This window comes from Clostridium sp. BJN0013, assembly GCF_040939125.1.
Classification (GTDB): Bacteria; Bacillota; Clostridia; order Clostridiales; family Clostridiaceae; genus Clostridium_B.
Genome location: NZ_CP162495.1, coordinates 2658164 through 2679141 on the forward strand (window position 1 = coordinate 2658164; position 20978 = coordinate 2679141).

Annotated in this window: 22 protein-coding genes; 1 reads left to right on the forward strand and 21 read right to left on the reverse strand. The window is 30.5% G+C overall.

Going from position 1 to position 20978, the window contains the following annotated elements; translation table 11 throughout:
* Positions 1–137: 137 nt before the first annotated feature.
* The 19 genes from AB3K27_RS13595 to AB3K27_RS13685 form a co-directional block, all read right to left on the reverse strand.
* Positions 138–719 carry a TetR/AcrR family transcriptional regulator gene (locus AB3K27_RS13595; protein WP_368487959.1) on the reverse strand — a complete coding sequence of 194 codons (582 nt, stop codon included), beginning with the start codon at positions 717–719 and terminating at the stop codon, positions 138–140.
* 83 nt (positions 720–802) lie between these two features.
* On the reverse strand, positions 803–1057 hold the full coding sequence (locus tag AB3K27_RS13600; RefSeq protein WP_368487960.1) for a branched-chain amino acid transporter permease: 255 nt from the start codon (positions 1055–1057) through the stop codon (positions 803–805).
* Positions 1058–1236: 179 nt separating this feature from the next.
* Positions 1237–1704 carry an Lrp/AsnC family transcriptional regulator gene (locus AB3K27_RS13605; protein WP_368487961.1) on the reverse strand — a complete coding sequence of 156 codons (468 nt, stop codon included), beginning with the start codon at positions 1702–1704 and terminating at the stop codon, positions 1237–1239.
* A 730-nt stretch (positions 1705–2434) separates the two neighbouring features.
* Entirely contained in the window at positions 2435–2902 is a 468-nt protein-coding gene (locus AB3K27_RS13610; RefSeq protein ID WP_368487962.1) for a hypothetical protein, read from the reverse strand.
* Positions 2902–3345 (reverse strand): hypothetical protein, encoded by a 444-nt coding sequence (locus AB3K27_RS13615; protein WP_368487963.1) that lies wholly within the window; start codon positions 3343–3345, stop codon positions 2902–2904. The genes AB3K27_RS13610 and AB3K27_RS13615 overlap by 1 nt, the downstream gene beginning before the upstream one ends.
* A gap of 352 nt (positions 3346–3697) precedes the next feature.
* Entirely contained in the window at positions 3698–4162 is a 465-nt protein-coding gene (locus AB3K27_RS13620; protein WP_368487964.1) for a hypothetical protein, read from the reverse strand.
* Positions 4163–4481: 319 nt separating this feature from the next.
* The gene (locus tag AB3K27_RS13625) at positions 4482–4661 is read right to left on the reverse strand and encodes a hypothetical protein (protein WP_368487965.1); all 180 of its coding nucleotides are present in this window, start codon (positions 4659–4661) and stop codon (positions 4482–4484) included.
* 24 nt (positions 4662–4685) lie between these two features.
* Complete coding sequence (locus tag AB3K27_RS13630; RefSeq protein WP_368487966.1) at positions 4686–4880, reverse strand: hypothetical protein; 195 nt, start codon at positions 4878–4880, stop codon at positions 4686–4688.
* 440 nt (positions 4881–5320) lie between these two features.
* Positions 5321–6085 carry an ABC transporter permease gene (locus AB3K27_RS13635; protein ID WP_368487967.1) on the reverse strand — a complete coding sequence of 255 codons (765 nt, stop codon included), beginning with the start codon at positions 6083–6085 and terminating at the stop codon, positions 5321–5323.
* The gene (locus AB3K27_RS13640; protein WP_368487968.1) at positions 6082–6999 is read right to left on the reverse strand and encodes an ATP-binding cassette domain-containing protein; all 918 of its coding nucleotides are present in this window, start codon (positions 6997–6999) and stop codon (positions 6082–6084) included. The genes AB3K27_RS13635 and AB3K27_RS13640 overlap by 4 nt, the downstream gene beginning before the upstream one ends.
* On the reverse strand, positions 6999–7202 hold the full coding sequence (locus AB3K27_RS13645) for a PLDc N-terminal domain-containing protein (RefSeq protein WP_368487969.1): 204 nt from the start codon (positions 7200–7202) through the stop codon (positions 6999–7001). The genes AB3K27_RS13640 and AB3K27_RS13645 overlap by 1 nt, the downstream gene beginning before the upstream one ends.
* A complete protein-coding gene (locus AB3K27_RS13650) occupies positions 7202–8320 on the reverse strand; it encodes a helix-turn-helix domain-containing protein (RefSeq protein WP_368487970.1) in 1119 nt (372 codons plus the stop codon). The genes AB3K27_RS13645 and AB3K27_RS13650 overlap by 1 nt, the downstream gene beginning before the upstream one ends.
* 287 nt (positions 8321–8607) lie before the next feature.
* Complete coding sequence (locus AB3K27_RS13655) at positions 8608–9969, reverse strand: Ig-like domain-containing protein (protein ID WP_368487971.1); 1362 nt, start codon at positions 9967–9969, stop codon at positions 8608–8610.
* Between the two features lie 177 nt (positions 9970–10146).
* Positions 10147–11307 carry an ABC transporter substrate-binding protein gene (locus AB3K27_RS13660; protein WP_368487972.1) on the reverse strand — a complete coding sequence of 387 codons (1161 nt, stop codon included), beginning with the start codon at positions 11305–11307 and terminating at the stop codon, positions 10147–10149.
* Positions 11308–11405: 98 nt separating this feature from the next.
* Positions 11406–12581 carry an ABC transporter substrate-binding protein gene (locus tag AB3K27_RS13665; RefSeq protein WP_368487973.1) on the reverse strand — a complete coding sequence of 392 codons (1176 nt, stop codon included), beginning with the start codon at positions 12579–12581 and terminating at the stop codon, positions 11406–11408.
* Between the two features lie 31 nt (positions 12582–12612).
* Entirely contained in the window at positions 12613–13419 is an 807-nt protein-coding gene (locus AB3K27_RS13670; protein WP_368487974.1) for an ABC transporter ATP-binding protein, read from the reverse strand.
* Between the two features lie 7 nt (positions 13420–13426).
* Positions 13427–14482: a FecCD family ABC transporter permease gene (locus AB3K27_RS13675; RefSeq protein ID WP_368487975.1), complete on the reverse strand. Its 1056-nt coding sequence runs from the start codon at positions 14480–14482 to the stop codon at positions 13427–13429.
* Between the two features lie 30 nt (positions 14483–14512).
* Positions 14513–15691, reverse strand: coding sequence for a nitrogenase component 1 (locus AB3K27_RS13680; RefSeq protein WP_368487976.1), 1179 nt, complete (start codon positions 15689–15691; stop codon positions 14513–14515).
* A 1-nt stretch (position 15692) separates the two neighbouring features.
* Complete coding sequence (locus AB3K27_RS13685) at positions 15693–17165, reverse strand: nitrogenase component 1 (protein WP_368487977.1); 1473 nt, start codon at positions 17163–17165, stop codon at positions 15693–15695.
* A 675-nt stretch (positions 17166–17840) separates the two neighbouring features.
* On the opposite strand from AB3K27_RS13685, the gene AB3K27_RS13690 reads away from it, so the two are divergent.
* Positions 17841–18197, forward strand: a complete 357-nt coding sequence (locus AB3K27_RS13690; protein ID WP_368487978.1) for an MmcQ/YjbR family DNA-binding protein — start codon at positions 17841–17843, stop codon at positions 18195–18197.
* Between the two features lie 549 nt (positions 18198–18746).
* On the opposite strand, the gene AB3K27_RS13695 is transcribed toward AB3K27_RS13690, so the two are convergent.
* Positions 18747–19439 (reverse strand): L,D-transpeptidase family protein, encoded by a 693-nt coding sequence (locus AB3K27_RS13695; protein ID WP_368487979.1) that lies wholly within the window; start codon positions 19437–19439, stop codon positions 18747–18749.
* 855 nt (positions 19440–20294) lie between these two features.
* Positions 20295–20501, reverse strand: a complete 207-nt coding sequence (locus tag AB3K27_RS13700; protein ID WP_368487980.1) for a hypothetical protein — start codon at positions 20499–20501, stop codon at positions 20295–20297.
* Positions 20502–20978: the final 477 nt, after the last annotated feature.

Consider the following 20978-nt stretch of genomic DNA (forward strand, 5'->3'; position numbering starts at 1 on the left):
ATCTGCAATTTCACCACCGGATATGGTTACTTCGACGATTGTATCTCTGGAACTCCCCTTAGTTCCGCTTTTCGTTATCCGCCATCTGTCCGAATTTTAGTCTCATTTTGACGATAAAAAATACTGCTCTGCTTGTGTTATTCGGAGCAGTCCATTAGGCCCTTCATAATCAGCTCCGTCATGTGTTCCAAAAGCTCCGGAAAATATTCAAGTCCAATTTCCTCCTTATGTGTATCAATGTTTATGATTGCAGCGAAAATCATCATGATCATTTTGCTGTCAATGTCTTTTCGCATTTTTCCTTGAGCTTGCCACTGTGTTACAATTTCAAGAAAGTCACCATACAAAAAATCTACCGCATCAATTCCGTTTTCTTCACGATAGACCTGCTCAAGCTTTTCAGAAACGCTTTTGTTGTACCACTCTCTCAGAATAGAGTTTGCCTTCATACCCTCAACGTTGAGTTGCAGCATTTGCTTAACCACCATTAGGGGACTTTGGTTAAAATCAAGTAACTGAAAGCAGTCTCGTTTCAGCTTTGCGTTTTCCTCCAAGAAGATATCCATAAAGAGTTTTTCTTTAGAGGGGTAGTAATTGTAAAAAGTTCCTACGGCCATTCCAGCCTTCTCTGTTATCTCTGAAATATTTGTATCCTTAAATCCCTTTGCGCTGAACAACTCCTTTGCGCAGTCGTAAATTAGTGTCTTTTTATTTTCCACAGGTATACCTCCACATCCATTCGGGTTTTTGTGAATGAATAAAATATTTTTCATTCATATTATAGTATATAGAGATAGATTTGTCAAGGCTTTTTAATGCAAATGATAGCTATTGTCTCTGGAATCCCATATGTAGGACTTTTAAAATTAACGCTTTTAAGACAATATACCACCAACAGACCTATAGCAGAATGAGGCAAAACTTTTCCGAGATAACTGATATATGAATTATTTAATTTAGTATCTTGAAATAAAATAAAAGGCAAAAACCTTGTTATAATCGTATCAATAGTTACCATGCAAATAATAATAAAAGTTTGAACAGATGTTAAAGTCATCGTACTCCCTCCTTCGGTAGTTCTTTCTCTTCTAAATATTCTTTTCGGAATACTGTCAATACTGCTAATGTAGCAATCATGGAAGGAAGAAAGTAAATTCAGTTAATACAGGGATAGTACAGGGGAAGGCGGCCTTTAATGCTCTAGTTTTTTCTTTCAAATTTTTCACCTCACTAAACTTAATCAATGGGTACGTTGACAGTTCTTTTTTCTATCCCCATAACCATACTCGTTTCAACATTGCTGATTGTAGTATTCTGCATTAATGAATCAATTATAAAGTCTCTATAGCTCTCCATATCTTTTGCTATAATTTTAAGAAGATAATCGTGGCTTCCCGTAAGTGTGTAACACTCTTGAATCTGTGGAAATCTATTTACATCCTCTAAAAATGAATGTATTGTTTGCCTATTAAGAGGTGTTATATTGACGAGAACAAATGCAAGGACTTCCATTCCCAATTTTTTCTCGTCTATAATAGTAGCGAATTTTTTGATAGTACCAGTTTCCACCAAATTCTTTGTTCTTGCCAGGCAGGCTGATGGTGAAAGTCCAATTTTTTTTGATAAATCTAAATTTGAGATTGAATCATCTTCCTGCAATTCTCTTAAGATTGCTTTATCAGTATTATCAAGAATAATTGCCATATTGTATTTTCCTTTCTACCTGTTTTTAAATACCATGCGAATCTTATTTTTTTATCTGAAAGACTAAGAGATGTCTATATAAGCATATTATGTTTTTACTACTCATTTTCGTATCTCACAACAAATTTGCTATTAGGCAGCGTAATATCATAAAAAAGTGATAACACTAACAGCATTACTATGATTATTAATATCAGATAAATTTTTTCCCTTTCCTTTAGAAATAATTTTAAGCCTATTATTACTTTGAAAATGCAAAATATCAGAAATACCAAGAGATATCCCCCCTGTATATTTGCTATATCCACTGATACTCATAAGCTCCCATTAAATAAGGAATTTCTCTCACAATAAATTTGTACTATGAATTAATCTATTTATCTTTATATATGAATATTAAAATATATTTCTTGAAGAAATAACTAAAAACACTCCAAAATTGAAAATTAAATAATGCAGTGTTCACTTAAATTATTTGATTTTCATAATTAAATTGTTGAATAAGAGAGATATGACAGAATTAAAGTTAAAATTATATTACCTCACTCTATTCATATAATAATCTATCTCTTAAACTTAAACATCTCCTTGAAACACATTTTCGTTTAGAGCTACTCTAAATGTCTGAAATTCTGAATCTACAAAACCTATAAATTCAACTTTTTTAATGGATTTATGACTAAACCCATACTACAGTTATATTTTTCATATCTTGGAAATGAGATTTATTCTACTCTCTTTGTTCTCTACATATGCTGTTATATGTTCCAAATTCAGGATATGTATCCCAATTCCCTTGAACACTAAAGTTTCCTTCCTTTTCTACTATTTCTCCTGTTATTTCATTTTTTTCGCTCATCATTGTACTACCATCCTGTAAAAAAGTAAAGTGCATAGTACTTAAAACTTTATCGCTCCCCCCTTCATATTCCCAATATGAAGATTCGATTAAGAAAAGTTTATTTTTTTCAACCTCCTTAAACGAATAATATAAATAGTTTCTTTTATTCTCATCTAAAAAATAGACACTTACCCATACTCCTGCTACATTAACTATATACTTCTCTGCATCATTTTCAATAATAACAGCAGTATAACTTTTTCTCTCGAAATGCCTTTTACGAGCATCTTCTTTACTTATATCCTTATGCATTTCTTTATAGAATAATGACCATTTTTCACAATATCTTATTTTCATTATTTATATACCTTCCCTTCAACATCTCGTATTACTATATGCAACTCTTTTGCCTTCTCTATAACTTTTATAGGAACATCACATTTTTGGACTGGAATTTCTAATATCATTTGACCTTCTAATGTTAATCCACCTAATTCTTTTGGATTAAAAGTTCCATTAATTATTTCTGTTCCTGGAGAATATTTTTTATCTAATTCATTTAGATACGATATAGCCGTTCCTTCCTTTATTTCTGCTAATTGCGTAAACTTTCTTGACACTATCTCAGAGTTTCTATTATATGAATCTACTCTAAATTCATTTCCATCTTTAGTTACTCTTACTTCATTATAATCATATCTAGGTCTGTTGTCTTTATTAAATTGGTTTCCTTTATTAAATCTTTCCTTAAGCCAATCTGGAAGTCCTTTTTTAACCTGCTCAGTTTTAGCTTCAGCCATCCCCTTGGTAAGTGAAACATAAACATTTCCTGTTGATATCTTTGGTTCATTAGTATAAACAAGCTTATATCTATTTTAAAAGAAAAGCTCGCCCTTATGTCCAAGTCATTGATTTTACTAGCTTTTATCTGTTCAAGTGATACCCAAACTATGCTCAAATGTATCCAACTTTGACCCTGAAAAAGAAAACTCCAGCAGACGCCATTTCAGCATCCATTGAAGTTTTGCCCTTAGCTTGAATCAGACACCAAAAGGAGTTTTTACTAGATACCCTATGTTTCCATAGGAGCAAGCAATGGAACTTACTTTTGATGGCTATTTCGTCTTTTTTCAGTTAGCTCATCTAAATGACTTATCTTTCTTCCTTACACAAATAGATATACTCACCAAATTCAGGATACACATCCCAATTTCTTGACACATTATCTTCTGTCTCTCGTTCCTCAATTTCTCCAGTCTTAGAATCCCTTTGTTCCATAGCAATATGACCATTTTCTTGATAACCAAAAATCATACTTTTTAATTCAGTATCAGTATCAGCTTCATACTCCCAATACATTATTGTTCTTAAAAATATCTTTTTATCCTCTTTAACTATAAAATCATAATGTAAATATTTACGAAGAAAATCATCCAAAAAACTTATTGATACCCACTTATCAGTAACATTTACTATATACTTTGGTTGCCCTCCATCACTTAATACGGCTGTATATGGCTGGCAATTTTTATGGTTAATACTTGCTACATTTTCATCCATAATATTCCAAGGTTTCTTTTTTATATTTGACCACTTATCACAATAACATATCTCCATTAGTTATACATCCTCCCAGTAATATCTCGAATAATAATACCCTTTTTAGTAGCCTCGTAAGGAGATCAGTATAATGAAAAATTTAATAAATAAACTATTAAATGCTACTAAAAAGTATACTGTTTTAGATTATAGTTTTTTAAAAATAACTTTTATTTCGTTGGGAATACTTATCGGAACATATTTCTCAAATTTTTTCTTAAATTATACTTCCTTACTTTGGATAATTTTTCTTATTTCATACATTTTTATTATATAGAACTTTTATTAAACATAGACGTTAAAGATTTATTAAACAAAAATATTGTCTTTTAATCACTTATGTTGTATTATAATTAACCCCTATATCCTTTAACTTTAAAACATCCGTACTTGAACTAATTTCCACATACCAAGCAAATCTTATCTTTTTATCCGAAATCCCAAGAGATGTCCATTGTGCTTCAGTAATTCCTTGGAGTACTGAGACAGTCATCCTTTTAGTTTTTACGTCCCACATATTTGTTATATCTAACAATATCCATCAACTTCCATCCGATGTCTTCCATGAAACTCCACTATCTGTACTTACTATGAAAAGCATAATTCCACTGCCTGCATTATCTAACTTCACTACTGCATTAACTATATCTATTATGTATGCCTCGGTAACTAAAATGTCTTCTTTCATGCTTACATTAAACAGTGAGAGTAATTGTAACGATTTTGTCTTTATCAAAATTAAATGAATTTATTATTGGAATTATTGATTTTACTGTGTTTGTAAATAAATATTAGCGAATTCACTCATTTATAGTTTTTTATTAGTATTTCAAAAAATTATCATAAAACTCAACTACCATTAATACGAGAATATCTAAAATAAATATTAAAAATTATTATAAAAGAAAGCGAATAGCATCAAGCATTATAGCCATTAAAACCCATCAATCTCCTGTAAGCCATACAAAAAACTCCTTCCATAAATATTTTCAACAAAAATTGATTCATTCCTCTCATTATCGGAAAATATATAAATATTTCGTATACAAATTATCAACAATTACTGCAAAAAATAATAGAAGACTATTCACCTTCTACAGTAGTTTATACTTTTATTAATAAACAAAATAAGAAAACTAAGAAATAACTGCGAATAAAGATTATGACCATAATCTTCTACAAGAGTTTTTTATTAAAAATTCTTATAGATAACCCTAGTGCACATAGAACAATAAACACCATTATGACAAATGAATATTTTATATCATGAAATGTGAGCATACCTTGCAATATTTTCATATTACTGTTTGCTAATTGCAAGGGATTCCATTTTATTGCTTTAGGAAACATATTAATGATAAAAAGTATTACTGTAAAACCAGCTGTAAAAAGTAAAGAACCATAGGTATTTTTAAAACTTATGGAACCCAGCATAACTATTGAAAGTAACATAATACCAAAAAAGTAAAAGCTAAAAACAGCCAAAAATAAACCTGTAGTTTTTCCCTCTGGAAAATAGTATTTGGTGTATATTAATGTAATAGAAAAACATATCCAATAACTTATTGTCCAAATTAAGATCGCTACCGTGTATTTCGCCGTAACAATCGTCTTACGTGGTAATCCTTTCGTAATCAGATTGACCAACGTTCCCTTCTCATATTCATGAGACATCATTCCACTAAAAATAATAACAGCTGCAATAGTACCCATTTGAGATACATTTTTAAAAAATTGAGTCCATGAATCTATATTAGAGGGTTCCGTTAATTGGATGGATATACCAGCAGGCATGAATTCTCTGATAATCTCCGGCATAAACTTAGCACTAAGTGGACTAATAATTCCTAAAATTGCAAATACTATTATCATGATTAATATTTTATAGTTTCTTAGATAGTCAATCCATTCTTTTTTAATGAATGCAATATATGACCTCATTTAACCACCTCCATAAAAATATCTTCAAGACGGGGTTCTACAATTTCAAGTTTTAATGGTGTAATTGATAATTTAACCAGAACTTTCATTATCCATTTCATGATTTCATGTACTTGCCTTGTTCTTATATAAATAGAGGTTTCTTTACACTGAATTTTTTTGTCCAATTTCATTATTTCCTCAGCCTTCAACAAGACATCTAAATCACTATTTGAAGAAAGTGACAGCACCACTATATTATCCTGATATCTATGTTTTATGTCATTTAAATTACCTGCTAAAACAACTTCGCCATTATTTAAGATTCCAATATGATCACAGATTGTCTCTACATCATTTAATATATGGGTTGAAAAAATTACTGTTGTATGTTTTTTCACTTTGGATAAAATATCTAATATTTCTTTTCTCCCAATAGGATCTAAAGCTGAAGTGGGCTCATCACAAATCAATAGTTTAGGATCATTTAACAATGCCTGAGCAATCCCAAGACGCTGCTTCATACCTCTTGAAAAACTTCCTATTCTTTTTTTTACATCCGTTAACCCCACGAGGTCTAATAAATCTTCACTCTTTTTTTGAATGAAATGAATTGACATTCCGGTAATTTCACCACAAAGTTTTAAATATTCTTGGGCAGTCATAAAATTATAAAATTCTGGAACATCCGGCAAATAACCAATATATTGGTTTGTTTCTGAAGACCCGAATCTAACTTTTTTATTACATATCTGTATCTCACCAGAATCCGCTTTTAATAAAGCTAATGCAATCTTCATCGTTGTTGTTTTGCCTGCACCATTCTTACCAATAAAACCATATATAGAACCTTGTGGTACACTTAAGTTCACCCCCTTCAATATCTGATGTGTACCGAAGTTTTTATGCAAATTTGAAATTGTAAGTATATCCACTACTCCTCATCCCTTCCAACTAGAAAATATAAAATTGGACCAATGATGTTTACACAAACGATGATAATAATCCAAAGAGGTTTATTTCCTCTACGTACTGTGGAATGTCTTAAAACATGAACCAATGCAGTAATCATTAAAATTAATTGCAGAATAATTAGTGGTATCAAAACTGGCAAATACTCAGAAAAAGTATTACTCATTATTTTTCACCCAACTTTCCTTTCAATTTTTTAATAAGCACATTGTACTGTTCATCTTCTCTCAACTGTGTAAATGCAGGATTTTCAGTAACCATTTTAATAAAATTTTTCTTAATTGTTATCTCATCTAACGGACTGTTTGTTCCAATACAAATATTATTCTCAAGCCATTTATCTACCTGAGTAAAATATCCATTTCCTTTTAATCTCAATGGATACTGATATCCACAGACAATGTCCACATATTCTTCTAATGCATCTATTGCCTTTTCTTTCTTCTGCTGCATCAAATACCCCTGTGCAGCGACAATATGAATTTCAAAAACTGCATTTGTCAAAATCTCTTTCATCTGAAAAGAGTTAATAATCTGAATCCCCTGAGAATATATCTGCTCAAATAAAACTGGTTCCGTCATGTGCATGGAAAGATAATTGGTTAAAAGGGTTAATGTATTTATTATATTTTGGTATAGTAATATTTGATTCACGACCTTTGCTTGAGCAATTTCTCCCAGCATTTGATATGCATTAATCAATATAACATCATCTCCACTATACGGAGTTAATTTATCGTCTAATAATCGAATAACTTCTTTGCTATTTCCCTGCATCATCTCTGCCAATGCCTCCATAGTATTTGCACTCTTTATGTTAGAAATATCCTCCGATTCCCCTTTTACTCTCTGACTTAGCAGTATACATTGGTGAAGAATTTCTTTTTTTATTTCCTCAGTTTTTGCTAAAGGCAAATAGTTTAATAATAATTGAATCATAGACAATAAAAATGGAAAACAAGAATAGTATTTCTTTATCATTTTGTTACACTGCTCCATTACTTCATCAAAAGGTTTTGTAGCAAATTCATGTGAAAGTTTATTGTAAATTTTTTTAATGTCTTCCTTTGTAAGTTGTGGAGAATATCCCAATAATTCATCCACTGAAACATTAAAATAGGTTGCAAGTTCAGGAAGAAGTAAAATATCAGGATAACTTAATCCTGATTCCCATTTGGAAACAGATGCTTTAGAAACTCCAATATAATCTGCTAACTGCTCTTGTGTTATTCCTTTCTCTTTTCTTTTTTGAATAATGCATTTACTTATATTTAGTTCTTTCATATCTATCACCTCTAATGATATTTTATGTATTAAGTCATTTCCTGTCGATGGATTTATAGTTGATTTTAATGAAATAAGTTAACTTACAGGAAACTTCCTTCAATAATTAAAGCCCTGCTTCTCTTGATTAAGCAAGGCTAATATAGATAATTTTTACTTGTAACAGCATTGAGTAAACTCTCGCCTTTCAAGTATATTTAACTTCATTTACCATATTATATATAATTACCTAAAATCTTTTATTATTCATATTTATTATTTGAATTTCTAAGTTACCTGTAACAAGTTTACTGTTCCTTACTATACCAATTTCTGATAACTAATGTACTTTCTTCACTTGGGTAATAACGTTTATCCTTATCTTGTTTGCCTATTGCGAATACAGAAAACCCCAGAAACCATGGCTCATTCTCAAATTCTCTTCTATAAGCTTCAAAGCAATTAGCTTGTTCAACATTATTTACAATGCTATTTTCATCTGGATCCCATGGATGAAATGATGCTTCATCAGTTTTAGGAAAACCAATCTCTCCAAAGAAGATAGGTTTATTCCATTTATCATAAAAATTTTTTATCTCTTGTTTTATATTTTGGTTTCTAACTTCTCCATTTACAGATATCTGTGAACTTTCTATTGCACTTACAAGATTTTCCGCAGTATTTGTAGCATTATTTGTAAGTTCGAAATAAGCTGCAATAGATATAAAATCTAGTTTTGAAAACAACTTATTATTTAGCTTGTTTTCATAGTCAGTAATACTTTTAGTATCCCATGATGCTGTATACCACCAATTAGTTCTATAGGTTACTAATCCTTTATAATAGGTTCTAACATAATCTATGGTATCACACCAATTTTTTTCTTCAGGTTCTATATTTACAAAATTACTCCCTATGTTTAGTGCATCTACATTGTATGGTACTGCAATATCATCTATTAATGTCTTTAATACATTTGCCCTCCAATTTAAAAAGAAAGTATCCATATCATCTGGATTCCAATCTGTTTCAATATCCTCTCCCCCAGCTATCCAGGGATAAGGCTCTAGTATTATATTTATATTTTTACCATTTAATTGTTTAATTAAGTTTATTGCTTTCTCTTCGCTTGATCTGTCAACTCTCATACCACTTGAAGAAAGATTATCTATTTCTATTTTTACAGGTATATTTAAGGTATTCAATTGAAACTTATCTATATCACTTAAGGCTTGTTCAATGTCATAGTCTGTAGATAGATTTCCTGATTTAATCTTCTTTCCATTTAACATTTCACCTTCATTACTTTTAATATTAAAGTTCAATGTGTATTCTTTATTCAAAGTCTTACCTTTAGTAGAATGCACCTGATTTCCGATGTTTAATATGTAACTTTCTCCTGCCGTATATCCCCCTTGAGGAGCTGTCACTGTAACTGTTTTACTATCCTGACCTAATTGTATTCCCACATTTACTTTATCACCTTTACTGTCTGTTACAGTTATTCCTTGCCTGGTTAAGTCGTCAAATTCAACATCACTTGTAAATTTGATTGTCCATGTTTTATTAGCATCTACTGTTTGATTGTCAGTAAAGCTTACTGCTTTTACATTAGGTGTAATTAATAAAAAAATACCAAAAAAAGTTGCCATTAAAATTTTGTTTTTCAATTTATCCATCCCCTTATTATTACTTATATACTTAATTATATATTTTGGGGCAACAATAATCTACATAGTACTCTTATATACCTAATAGGTTTTGCACGAAGGTATACTCATTAAAAAGAAATAAGTAATTTTTTATTTCCCAAGCTCTACTGAAAATATACCTGAAAATGATAAACATTATTTCCAATCTGCTGAAAATAAACCTGAATACTTAACCGGCATATATTTATCAAAAAATTCTTTTCTATCTTTTTCAGGATTTAAGTCCTCAAATTCACTTGGAAATAAGAATTTTGCCATTTCCTCAACACCAGCAAAATTATAAGGTCGAATATAAAGATTGTAATGAAGTGCGTAAAGCCTTCCATTTTTAATTGCATTTAAATCAGACCATCCCGCTCTTTGGGTGTAAAGGCTTAAATGCTCATTAGCACTTTGCCCAGTTGCAAAAAATCCAAGACGCATAATATTATCAGTTGGACTCCAGTTAGCTCCACCTATGATAATAATATCAGGATTTGAGGCAAGTACCTTTTCGGCATTTAATGGCTGGCCTGTGACACCAATACTAATATTATCTGCGCCGAGTTTGTCCCAAACATAACCCCAACTGGTTTTCACATCACCATCTGTCTGACCAATCTTATCTGGAGCCACATTGCCGCACTCCCAATATAATACAGGCTTTTTTATTCCGCTTGAAATAACTTTTTGAACTCTTTGCAGCACAGCATCAGTTTTCTGGTTAGCATAATCCACCATTTCATCAACTTTCGATTCTTTACCCAGCATTTTTCCTACCATTTTTATACTCTTTCCAGGTCCATAAAAAGGATCGGAATTATTATCCATAATAACAACAGGCAATCCTGTAGAAATCATTTTCTGTATGCAATTTTTATTGTAGAATTGTTTATCAACAATGATTATATCTGGATTTAAATTCACAACAGATTCAACACTTATTGCATCGTCATACACACTGCCAAGGGCAGTCATTTTATCAAGATTCTTGTATACTTTTGAAAACATATTATATCCATCAATATCGGTACTCTTGAAACTTTGGCCTACAGCCACTAATTTTGTATCTAGTTCTTTACCTAAAATTGAAGAGAGCATATATATATCCATTGTTCTCACAAGTACAATACGTTTAACATTAGTGGATAGTGTCACTTTCCTGCCAACCATATCTGTAAAAACCTTCGTTTTTGAAGCAGTTGAAGCCGGATTCGATGATGTTGAATTATTAGAACCACACCCTGAAAATGCGAAGATAAGTGCAGCTGTCAATAGCAAACCAATAATTCTAATTCCTAATTTTTTGTTTTTCATCTTGATTCCTCCTCAGCATATAATTAATTAAATTTGAGATACTATTTCATATTTTTCTCATATGCCAGACTTGATACTGTTTTCTTAGCTATATACTATTATTCATCTTTCCAGTCTTCAAAAAATACTCCAGAATAGTTAATAGGCATATATTTAGAAAAAAATTCTTTTAAATCTGCTTCTGGATCAACATCTTTAAATTGTTCCGGCCACAATTTCTTCCCAATATATTCAACAACTGCAAAATCAAAGGGATATTTGGCATAATTAAAATGAAATCCATATAATCTGCCATTTTTAATAGCTGAAAGCTCACTCCAGCCAGATCGTTTCGTATACTCTCCTAAATGTTTTTTAGCTTGTTCTTCAGTGACAAAATAACCAAATCTCATAATATTTGACGTTGGATTCCAATTTGCTCCACCTATCATAATCATATCAGGATTTGAACTTAAAACTATTTCAGGATTCAGTGATTCCGACCCGTGCCCTTCTCCTATATTTTCAGCACCTAATCTTTTAAGTAACGCTCCAAATCCAGTAGATGTCTCTCCTCTTGTGGTTCCAATTTCCTCAGGTGTTACATTCCCCAATTCAAAATAAACAGACGGCTTTTTCGAACTTTCTTTTACAGCTTTATTGGCAATCTTTAGTACATTGTCAATTCTGTCTCTAGCATATTTTACCATTTCGTCTGTCTTTTCTTTGTACCCTAACATATCACCTAACATAGACATACTGTCCAGCATACTATATAATGGATCCTTTTTAGGATTAGAGCCATCCGAATCAATAAAAACTACAGGCAATCCAACCTCAATCAATTTTTTAACGCTGCTCTTCTGCATAAAATAATAATCAACAATAATAATGTCCGGATCGAGCTCCAGCAGTTTCTCACTGCTTACTGAATCATCATATATGCTTCCACATTGTACAATTTTGTCCATGTCAAAAGTTTGTGAAAACTTTTGATACAAATCTATGTCATTGGTTTTTAAATCCTGCCCTAGAGATATTACTTTTTTGTCAAAATCCTTACCCAATATGGCCCCTAAAATATTCGTTTCCATATATCTCAGTGTGACAATTTTATTTATGTTAGTTGATAATTTTACTTTTCTGCCTGCCATGTCAGTATATGTTTTCGTTGCAGGTGTATTCTTTGCTGTTTCTTCTTTTCTTGCTGTGGTGCCACATCCAACCAAAGATATCAACATGACTGCAATGAATAACATACTCAGCAGTTTTCTCTTCATATAAATCTTTTTCATTTCAATTCCCTCCAGTTCGTATATAATTGATTTAAATATGAGATACTAATTTATATTTATTCTTATCAGTTTCAGTGGAAATGCCTACGAATTCAATAACTTGTTTACCTTGTTTATTTACATATATTTCACTATCAATTTTATATATTTCCCTTATCATTTTTTTTGTTAAGACTTCCTTAGGTGTTCCGTGAGAATAAATATTGCCATCTTTCATGACAACAATATTATCAGCATATCTTGATGTGAGATTTATATCGTGCATTACAATTATTACAATCATCTTTTTTTCATATGCTAAATTTGATACTGTATTCATTAGTGAAAATTGACGATGTATATCTAGATTATTTAATGGCTCATCTAATATGAGAATTTCTGGTTCTTTAATTATTGATTGAGCTAATGACACCATTTGAAGCTGACCGCCACTTAATTCATTAATTTTACTTTTTGCTAAGTGCTGCAATTCAAAAGCATCTAAAATATTATTTACCTTTTGTTCCTGCTTTTTACTAACTTTAAGATTTAGTGTATTTATTAGTCCTAAAAGCACAGCTTCAAAAACAGTAATTGAAGCATCATTTTGTGTTGTTTGGGGCAAGTAACCTACCTTTTGCTTAATAAATTCTTTTTTCTGTTTCTTAATGCTTTCACCTTGGTAATACATTTCACCATCACACTTATATATATTTAAAATACACTTAACTAATGTAGACTTTCCTGAACCATTTGGCCCAATAATTGCAGTTACATTATTATGAAAAGTCAAACTAATATTATTTAGAGAAAATTTAGAAGAATGTTTATAATTAATATTCTGTATTTTAAGACTCATACTCTTCTCACCTTCCTTGTTTTAAAATAAGTACCAATAAAAACGGAATACCTATAATTGAAGTAACTATTCCTAAAGGAATCTGTACCCCTGATATGGCAACCTTGCTTAGCACAGATGAAACTGATAACATAAATGCTCCAGTTAACATAGATGCCGGAATAAAAAACCTTTGTTCTTCTCCTACTAAAGACTTAGCTACATAGGGTGCAACTAGTCCAACAAAGCCTATGGTTCCAACAAAGCAAACTGCGATGGATGTTATTAATGAAGATAATATCAAAACCTTTGTTCTTAACTTTTCTACATTAATCCCTAAAGCTGCTGCAGTACTTTCCCCCATACATAATGATGTTAGCTTCCAGGATTCTCTAAAGAGAATTGGTGTCACTATTACAAGTACTACAAATACTATTGCATCCTGCTGCCATGTAGCTCCTAAGATACACCCTTGTGACCAGTTAGTTATACCTCTTAAAATTTCATCTGGTACAAAGTATGTAAGAATAAAATTTAACGCTGTAAACATAAAACTTATTGCAATCCCAGCTAAAATTATTGTTCCTCTATCCTTTTTTATCTTTCCAATGGTATAAATAAAAAAGGATGATATTAATGAAAAAGCAAAAGCAAATATAGGAGTGGCATAATTATTCATGTATTTGGGTAAGAATGCATATCCAAAAATCAAAGATATTGAGGCTCCAAAAGATGCTGCCGAAGATATTCCCAGTGTATACGGACTAGCAAGATTATTATTAAGTATAGTCTGCATTTCCATACCTGCAATTGCTAATCCTGCACCAGCTAATAGTGCCATAGTTGCTATTGGTAATCTAATTACCCTGACAATTATATTCACTTTTCTGCCCAGTGACTCAGGATTCATCAATGAAGTGATTACATCAAAAATATTCAACATTGCCGGTCCAGTTGAGAGATCAATTACAAAGCTTATTAATACAAGCAGTATTAAAATCATCAACGCTATTACTTTTCGCATAATAACTAACTTGTAATTTTGAGACTTTCCAATAGCAATTTTTTTAGAGCTTATATCCACGATTTCTCCCTCCTTCTAAACTGATTTTTATCAATATTTTGCAATAAGTTTATAAAAATAAGCCAAATTCAATATGTCCTCAACCAAAAATGACATTCCTTCAACCCCAGCATAACCACTTTTGCTAATACTAATCTTGTCAAGCACTGGATATGTATACTGCAGAAAAGGAATATCCAGTTCATTAGCTAATCCCCTCTCAAAAGACGATCCAAAAATCATTACTGAATTAGATTTAAAAACTTCATCTCTTATCTCCTCCCTGTCTTTTTTTTGTTCAGTATCAATTAACACATCTACAACTATTCCAAGTTCAGTTTCTAAAAATTTTTTTAGACCATATATTCTTGCCTTGTCTCCTAAAACAGCTACTGGCATACCCATAAAAGTATCTATAAATGAGTGAAGTTCATTTAATAATTCTAATGATAAAGTTTCCTTTTCATCGAAATTTTCATGGACTTTAATTGACAATGCTGCCAGTATTTTATTTACAAAAATTCTACTGCCCGTTATTCCATATGGATAACTGACAGTTATATAGGGAGTTCCAAATTTTTCTTTTAACATTTCTCCAACAAACTGGAACCCATCTAATACAACATTTACCACAGCTGATGGTACTTTCATAATATTCTCATAGCTATCATAGGGAAAAATAGAATTTATATATATGAAATCCTCCAGCATATTCTCTATATTAATTAAATCCGAATCAACTTTGTAATCATCAGAGAAAAAGCCTATTAAATTAATTGAATTTTTAATTATTTCTCTTGGCATCATTTCATCTATTAATAGTTTGAATGCACTTTTCATACCTCTTATACCTGCATCATTGAAACCTGGTTCATTTAATAAAAAAATATTTTCTAAATTGTTCTTCTGTTTAAACCTATTAATGACATTTAGAGCATCATCATTTAATATTTCAGGTATGCATCCAGTTATCACATATATAACTTCAGCCTCATAGAGTTTAACTATATTTTCTAAAGCTTCTTCTAAAATTTTTTCTCCTCCATTTACTATCTCTTCTTCATAAATAACTGTAGATGTCTGTCTTATATCACTTATTTTTGATGAAATATGAAATGCTAGTGTTCCCCAGTTACAACCAACTGTTGAATGAATCAAAATTACAGAATCTTTAATACTTATAACTACTCTGTATGCTCCAAACAATCTACACTCACTATCACAATTCATCTCATTTCCCTCCTCTCTGTAGCCAGAGAATATCCCACATTTTTTTACTTACCTTCTCATTGACATTCACACTATTATAATTATCTAAAAGCAAGCTCTTATCCTCACGAAATACAGTTCTATTAATCATATCTATATAATGAAGTATAAATTTTTCATAATTATTAAAATCTAATGGTATGAACGATGGTAGATTAATATGTTTAGAATTTTGAATATGTGTATACCCAATGCATAAATCTGCATTTTCTTCAAATGCAATGATTTTTTCTATATCAAAATTAATTTTCCAATTAACCTCATAATCTAATTCATTTAAACCTTCTACTATATTTTCTTTTGCCATCTCAAACAATGTATCTTTAGAAAATAAACTCATATACCCATTTTGTTTAACTGTAACAACTACATATTTTATTTTTAGTTTTAATACGCAGCCATAAAAATAAATTAATTTATATATATCTCTAAAATCTTCACAATATATAGCACAAGTGTATTTACTCATCTTAAGCAATTTTTTTTCTAGCCTCTCCTGAATATGAACTTTCCGCTCATTTAAGTACCTGCCTAATCTCTCATAAGCTCCAATTTTCTTAGCTATATCTATATAAAATTCTTCAATTCCATTTAGACCTCTGTAGCCATAATCTTCGTTTTTGACTATCATAAATTCCGTTCCATATAATTCTTTCATTTTTATTACCCATTTAACACGACTTGTTATTATATTAAGTGCTGCTCTAGGTGCTGTTTCTAGTTCTTCAACAGAACAATTTGGTATAAATGCATTTATTTTTATTCCCATCTTCTCCAATTCTTTTTTTATACCATTTACCATGGCATTTTCATGAATTCCCCAGTAAAAACCGCATATGTTTATAAGAGTATTCTCTACTTCTTGAGGTTTCATTACATTTTCAACGATTACCTCCATAGCTTCTGAAAACCCACAACTTTTTAAATTGCCATCATGAATCTTTTTCTTATCAGTGTTATTTTCACAAAAACTTTTTCTTGCATTACCTCTCTTATCAGCATGTGAAATCTTTTTTGATTTAACGAATAATAGCTTACAAGTAATTTGAGGCTGTAACTCTCTAATAACTCCTTCTATATCATCCCCAGTCATATCAACAGAGGATGCTGGAATAATGCCAATTAATGATGGATTATATTTTTTCGCCGTTTCAATAATTGCCTCCTTTAATTTTTCACTTCCCCCCATTATAATATCTTTTTCCTTTAAACCCGTACATTTTAGATTATATGCTGGCTTCCAGCTTCTTCTGCAAACATATCTGTAATGAAATCCACATCCGCTAGAACCATGTAAAATAGGAATGGCATTTTCAATTGTTGAAATTGCAAATATTGCTCCAGCAACCTTTCCACTTGGTGTAAACTCATGAATATATGGAACTCTATCATATAGATAACTATTTTTATAGAACTCTCTTAGACTTGTCTCCATTTTCCCATTTCCCACTCCTTTCTATAACAACTAGATATAGGCACTTTCAGAATTTTGTATTAGTTCACCTATGACAAATCAGCACAAAATTATGCTAAATTGTGTCAAAGGTATTATTTTGGTATTTGATTCATTATAATTTAATTTCATATTTATCACAATACTTTTTTAATATTTTATCATAAATTATATATATTTTTTAAATAATTAATTATTTTTCCGGGAATTATTATCTATTTATCAATATTGAAATCATTATCGATCTACTATATTTTATAAAATTATGTTGAATTTTAATGTTTTTAATACCATATTATTTAGTTTCTAGAAAACATTAATTTAACCATTTACGTCGTAGTTTTTTCATATCTTAAACAACCTTTTTTATAAAAAATCTTATACTTTGGCCTAACACCACCGAACGTGTTATAAGGGGCAAAATAGCTTTAATAAATTGGATAAAATAAACGACCATTTGCTTTACTATTTTTCTTTTTATATTACAAAATGTAAGTAAGCCATTTCTATAGTTAATAAACTCGGTAACTAAATCAAAGTGAAGATATTGACTTAGTTAACCATTTACTTTACTATATTTAGTATAAATTGCTATGGAAGGACGTTAAATAATGGTATTTGGGTATGTGATAAATCGGAATTTCAGGAGGTATTTTTATGATAGAAAGAGAAGAAATTTTTGCTTATGTAAAGGAAAAATTTGATACAGAGCCTGACTATCCTTGGTTTAAATATCCAGATTATGCGGTAATTAGACATGAGGGGGGTGGCAAATGGTACGGACTAGTTATGAATGTACCAAGAATTAAATTAGGCTTGACAGGAAAAGGAAGTGCTGAAATATTAGACTTGAAGTGTGACCCAGCATTAAATAGTTTATTAAGAAGCCAACAGGGGATTTTACCTGCATACCACATGAATAAAGAACACTGGATTACAATTATTTTGGATAGCCCTTTTCCTAAAGAGGAAATCTACAATTTAATTAATTTGAGTTATGATTTAACAAAATAGAAATTAATGAACAAAAATAAAATATAATTCACAAATTCTAATTTCAAAGTTTATGTCTTCAAAAAAATTATGAGTACAGGAGCTTTTTTGATATATAAAAAATTATATCAAAGTAACACTTATTCTAAAATTTACAATAACATAAATTTGTCTTACCTCAATCTCTTACACTAATTGATTTAATGCATTATTATCGTTTCTTAGCTTGATGGCCATGTGGTATTACCAGCAAGTGTGTCATGTACTAAAAAATAAATGGAATTAAATGGTATTAAGTAGAATTTTATAGTTATGAATCGGTGAAACATTGTATGTAAATGTAAGCATAATATCTTTTAATCGCTAAATAAAAACAGAGAATAGTATTATTACTCACCTCAATTCTGTCATATACTATCTCTGTATCTTACCTCTTAATATAATAAACATTATTAACTTATAATGTACTTGCAAAACGAACTGGTGACAATTTAATTCCGACTGCTGATTTTTTTATTTTAGACAAAAAAGAAAGAGTACAGACTCAATGTCCATACTATAAAAATTATTTTAATCTACTAATTTTATTCCTAGTTTTTCATAAAACTCAGAGTCTATATTATGGCTAATTGTAAGTTTATTATCTTTTCTAAATTTTATTACATACTGCTTCATCTCCTCCCCATATATGCCATCTAAATTTCCAGGATAATAACCTTTTTCTTTCATTTTTCTTTGCACCTCTAAAACATCTGCCCCTCTATCTCCAGGTTTTAGAGTTACTAATCCTTTCTCAAAAGGACCATATGGTCCAGCATATATGCATACTATCATTCCTAGGTCTACATACTCATATAACTCTTCGACATCTTTATTTTGCATTCTAATGCATCCATGAGAAGCCTCATCTCCAATTGAGCCCGGTCTATTTGTTCCATGAATTCCAAATATTCCCCAAGGTACATTTAATCCAATCCACCTTGTGCCAAAACCTCCACTCCATTTCCCCATACTAGTAACTTTCCATGTACCTACTGGAGAAGGTGTTTCCACCTTACCACTAGCTATAGTATATTTTTTTAAAATTATATTTTTCTCTGTATCTATCAAATAAAGTCTCTCTTCACTTATGTCTACTAATATAGAAATATTTTTATTTGAATTAATTTTTGAAACTGATTTTACATGATATTCACTTATATTAAATATAAAAATAATTACGACTACAAAAAGAATTTTCTCTATAAACCTTTTTCTTTTCAATATATTGCACCTCACTTTGTATAATATTCTTTCAGCTCTTTTATCAAAATATGTAAATATCACCAGATCTATTTAATAATACTGCTACATTAATGGCCTCTCTTTGCCAATATTCGACTCGCATTAACTGTCACTTTAGTGCAAAACAACAATATAGAAGTTATAATGAATATAATAATAATGTTATGTAATATAGTATTGAATTTTTTCATTTTTATCCTCCATATAATAATTCAACTCATATATAATTCTAAAATTTACATTAATAATAATTTTATTATATATTGTAATAAGAAAGCTTATACTAGGCATTTAATACCAAATGAAATACAAAGAAGCAGGGTGGTTGCACTAGATAAAGTTATTTCAAAACTCTATCTTCTCAACCTTGATAACCTGTTTCCCATAATCAAGCCTTTATATTCTGATTTAGGCCGCCCCGCCAAAAATCAGCAAGGTATAATACGATCTCTCGTATTGATGCTTGATCAACAGGCCTATTCTATCACAAATTGGGCCGCAAAGGTAGCCTCAAATCCTTTACTTTCTGATTTATGTGATTTTGATGATGCTATACATCTGCTGAAGAATATGAATGTCAAAGCGCAATGATGCGTATGCCTTTAGCCACTTTTGCAGTAATTAATATACATTTAGATGCTTGGATAAAACACACTGGATTTAGTTTTATCAACTTTTTATAAAATTTCCGTTTAATGATAAATGGTTGGCTAATTATACTCTTTTTCAGAACTTCCAGCTACTTTTCGAAAGTCTTCTAACTAAATGTAGGCACCTTCATAATTTTGGAGGCATTAATTCACCTATGACAAATCAGTACAAAATTATGCTAATTTATGTTATATATTGAATTTTAATGTTTTTAATTAGAAATCTAGGGTTCCAGGAGAATTGTATCTTTTGTGCTAATGGCTTTGCTCCTGTACTTGCACTTAAATAGGTGTAGGTTTTAACACCTTTTGCCTTCTCTGGCTCAGAAGTCCCATAGACTGTTAAATCCTCATTTAACTGGGGGCAAGTACCATATTTATTATTGCCCACAATTTATTATTTAGAAGATGAGCCTGAAGTGTCCGTGCAGCCATTGTAAGTTATATCCCACATTCCGCACGTAGAATTTAACATTTTTTAATGTTTATTTATCCATAGTATCATTATTATGGATAAAATCGTTTCTTAAATAACCAAATAATCATTATTAAAACAGGGGATATACCAGATATTAATGCGATTTAATACATTTTGTTATAATATTTACAACAAGTGTAATTGTCAGATTTTCACACATTGTATTTTATAGATTGATTTATGGAAATATATATTATATTAAGGCTTCTATTCCATAATACAGAGGAATTTCATGTGAAATGTAGGCTGAATGGTTACTGTAATTAATTATTTGGTAATTTTTACGTGCGGAATGTAGGTTATATACACACAAGCATCTATTTACAAGTTCCCCTTCTTTGAAATTTCGAACATGAAAAAAGCCTATACCGTTAGATATGGGCTTTTAGT